Here is a 2,979-nt window from a genome sequence, read left to right as displayed (position 1 = left end):
TTGCTCTGCTCGGGATACTCGGCCTTTTCCAATACATGCAGAAATTCCAGCGGCGCGTCCAGCCGCAAACAACTTTTCCTGATTAGGAGAAAAAACTATTGACAAGATTTCAAAGATGAGTTATACTAAATCTTGTCGCTAAGATAAGCACTTCGAGGTGTAGCGCAGTTTGGTAGCGCACATGGTTTGGGACCATGGGGCCGGGGGTTCGAATCCCTCCACCTCGACCATAATATCTGGGGCCTTTAGCTCAGCTGGTTAGAGCAACCGGCTCATAACCGGTAGGTCCGGGGTTCGAGTCCCTGAAGGCCCACCAATAAAATAAAAAAACGACAGACTTTGATGCTAAGGTCTGTTGTTTTTTTATTTTATTCTTTTACTTTATTAAGTAATTTTTGAATTATATTTTTAATATTTTCCACAATATATTTATTTTCAACTTTTAAAAGTATAATATCATCTGGTACCATATATTGGGATAAATCTGTTAGTTGAATATTAGAAGGTAAATTAGCTTTATCTAAAAAAAGAGCTTTTTTAGTAGGTGTAATAAAACCTTCTTTTATTTCTAAATCGATGATTATAGACTCAGATTGCCAATTTATATTATATGTATCTTGATAGTAAATAATATTTATTTCTTCATCTATAGATGATGTATTACATATAATTTTGAAAACATCTCCTACTATTATTATATCTTCAATGCATACATTTAAATTTTTTCCATTATAATTAATAAATATAGTCTTAATATTTTTTATAACATCAAATATTTTTAGAATATCTACTAAGTAATAAAGGTCGTCATAATTATGTTTTAAAATCTTTTCCTTTAAAATATTATCTTCTCTGTTCATATACTGATGATAAAAGTTAATACAGTCCTTTCCAGAATATTCATCTTCCCTATAAATTCCCAAATTTTCTTCAATGGTTTTTAATCTTAAATTTTTGAAATTAAGAAAAGCACTGTTAGCTCTAATTTTTCTATATATATCAAAACTTTCCACATTTATCATATTATTATTGATATTAAATTTTTCAAGTCTATATTTTATAAAAGGAAGGTCAAAACTATCACCATTATAGGTAATTATGAGATTAAAATTTTTTATAAAGGAATTAAATTCTTTTAACAAATCTTTTTCTTCTTTAATATTGTTTGCAAAGAATTGTTTTAAATACCATTTATTCTGTTGTATATTAAAGTAAACTAATCCTATTAGATAAATATGATTATATTTTCTACTTAACCCTGTGGTTTCAATATCTAAAAAACATGCTCGATTCTTATCAAAATAGTCAAAAATAAAGTTTTTGTTTACAAGTGAATCTTCGTATATCTCCATATATAATTCTCCCTTTTTCTATAATATGATATAATATTCCTGTATTTAGAACTATATATCGATTCTATCATAAAAATAACTAAGAATCTATTGAAAGGAGCATAGGAATGAGCCAAGATTGTGAATCTAAGCGTGATTTAAATATATCAGAATTAACTAATGAAGAATTAAAATCTAAAATAATGAAGCTAAATAATGATCAATTATTAAATATAAGAGATATGTCTTATTATTATCTTTTAAGTCAGACTGGAAAAACAATTCGACTAATGGAAGATAAAAATATATTTGAGAAAATGGATTTTATAAAGGAAAAAGATGATCTTATTAGAAATTTTAATATAATTATCAATTCATTTAAAAAGTTTCAAACAGATATAATAGAAAGCGAAGTAGAAGAAGAGATTAAAAAACTATTGGACACTAGAGAGAAATTATATGATTTGGCAATGGGGGTATATGCCTATGAAATAGAAATATCATATGTAAAAGAATTAATAGATCATACTACAATGAAGAGAATATCCAAGATAGAATATAAAGACCGTGTTGTAGATGAAACAAATGTCCATCTATTAATTAATAGAATAAGAAATATATTAGACAAAACAGAAGAAGATGATGTTTTCATTGCAATAGTTTCAAACATATTAGGTATATTACCTTTTAGAATGAGTAAAAACAAGTATTTCGACGTAGTAAAATCCACATTAGTTAGAAATTTTAATAACTACCCAATAAACGTTGTTAAAGGTCAAATAGAAGAATACAAGATACTATTTGATAGTAGGCTAAGAGGGGATTATGGTATTTTATTTGATAATTATTTTACTAGCATTCAACGATTTAGAAATACTAATATAGCTTCCAAGTCTATAGATGAATTAGAGAAAATGGCTAAAGAGGTTATCCAATTAATTGAAGAAATCAGTAAATTGAGTGTGTTTATAAATAATATGGGAGTATTAACAAATAGGTTGATAGTACTATATCTAACTAAAGATAATATTGATATTAATCTTAAGATTAAAGATAGTTTTGATAGATGGAAAGAATTTTTAAAAACTAGAGATACAAAATTATTAGATGATTTAATAAAAATATGTAATATAGAATTGGAAAATCTAGAAGATGAATTATTAAATAAAATTAATATACTAGAAGAGATTAATCAAGAAGCAGTAAAAAGACAAGAGTTAGATGATAAAACTTTTAATGGAAAAATATTGTTTACAGGAAAGGTTTTAACATACTATAACGATATAGAGTTTACCAGGCTAGATTTATTATTTTCAGATAAATATGAAATAGTGGATAAAAATTATTTAGTCCAATTAGTAGACAATTTGATCCAATATATGAATAGAAGCATATCTTCAATGAATAATGTGGAAAGAAAAGTTAGGATGAGAAGATTCTTATCTTTACTGCAATTACCTTTTGAAGATATGGAAGAGTTTTTTACTTATGTGGAATACTCTTTCGATGAGACAGCGATAGGAATTGAAGAAATACTTTTTATAATAGATGCGATAAACTATCTGCTAGATGAATATAAAGAAAGGCAATAATAGCCTTTCTTTTTTTATCTATTATATTTTAATTATTTTTGGAAATAATAGATTAA

At 26.0% G+C, this 2,979-nt stretch carries 2 protein-coding genes and 2 tRNA genes; 3 read left to right on the top strand and 1 reads right to left on the bottom strand.

Annotated features, from left to right (window positions below; genetic code table 11):
• Window positions 1-153 precede the first annotated feature (153 nt).
• Window positions 154-230: transfer RNA gene (locus tag VK998_RS08105), tRNA-Pro, on the top strand.
• Between the two features lie 9 nt (window positions 231-239).
• Window positions 240-316 (top strand) — tRNA-Ile (locus VK998_RS08100).
• A 52-nt stretch (window positions 317-368) separates the two neighbouring features.
• Here VK998_RS08100 and VK998_RS08095 read toward each other — a convergent pair.
• Window positions 369-1,352 carry a ribonuclease H-like domain-containing protein gene (locus VK998_RS08095; protein WP_325227474.1) on the bottom strand — a complete coding sequence of 328 codons (984 nt, stop codon included), beginning with the start codon at window positions 1,350-1,352 and terminating at the stop codon, window positions 369-371.
• Window positions 1,353-1,459: 107 nt separating this feature from the next.
• On the opposite strand from VK998_RS08095, the gene VK998_RS08090 reads away from it, so the two are divergent.
• Window positions 1,460-2,923, top strand: a complete 1,464-nt coding sequence (locus VK998_RS08090; protein ID WP_325227472.1) for a hypothetical protein — start codon at window positions 1,460-1,462, stop codon at window positions 2,921-2,923.
• Window positions 2,924-2,979 lie beyond the last annotated feature (56 nt).

The sequence above is a fragment of the Schnuerera sp. genome, assembly GCF_035459645.1.
Lineage (GTDB): Bacteria > Bacillota > Clostridia > Tissierellales > Tepidimicrobiaceae > Schnuerera.
This window is presented reverse-complemented; position numbering and strand designations above follow the sequence as displayed.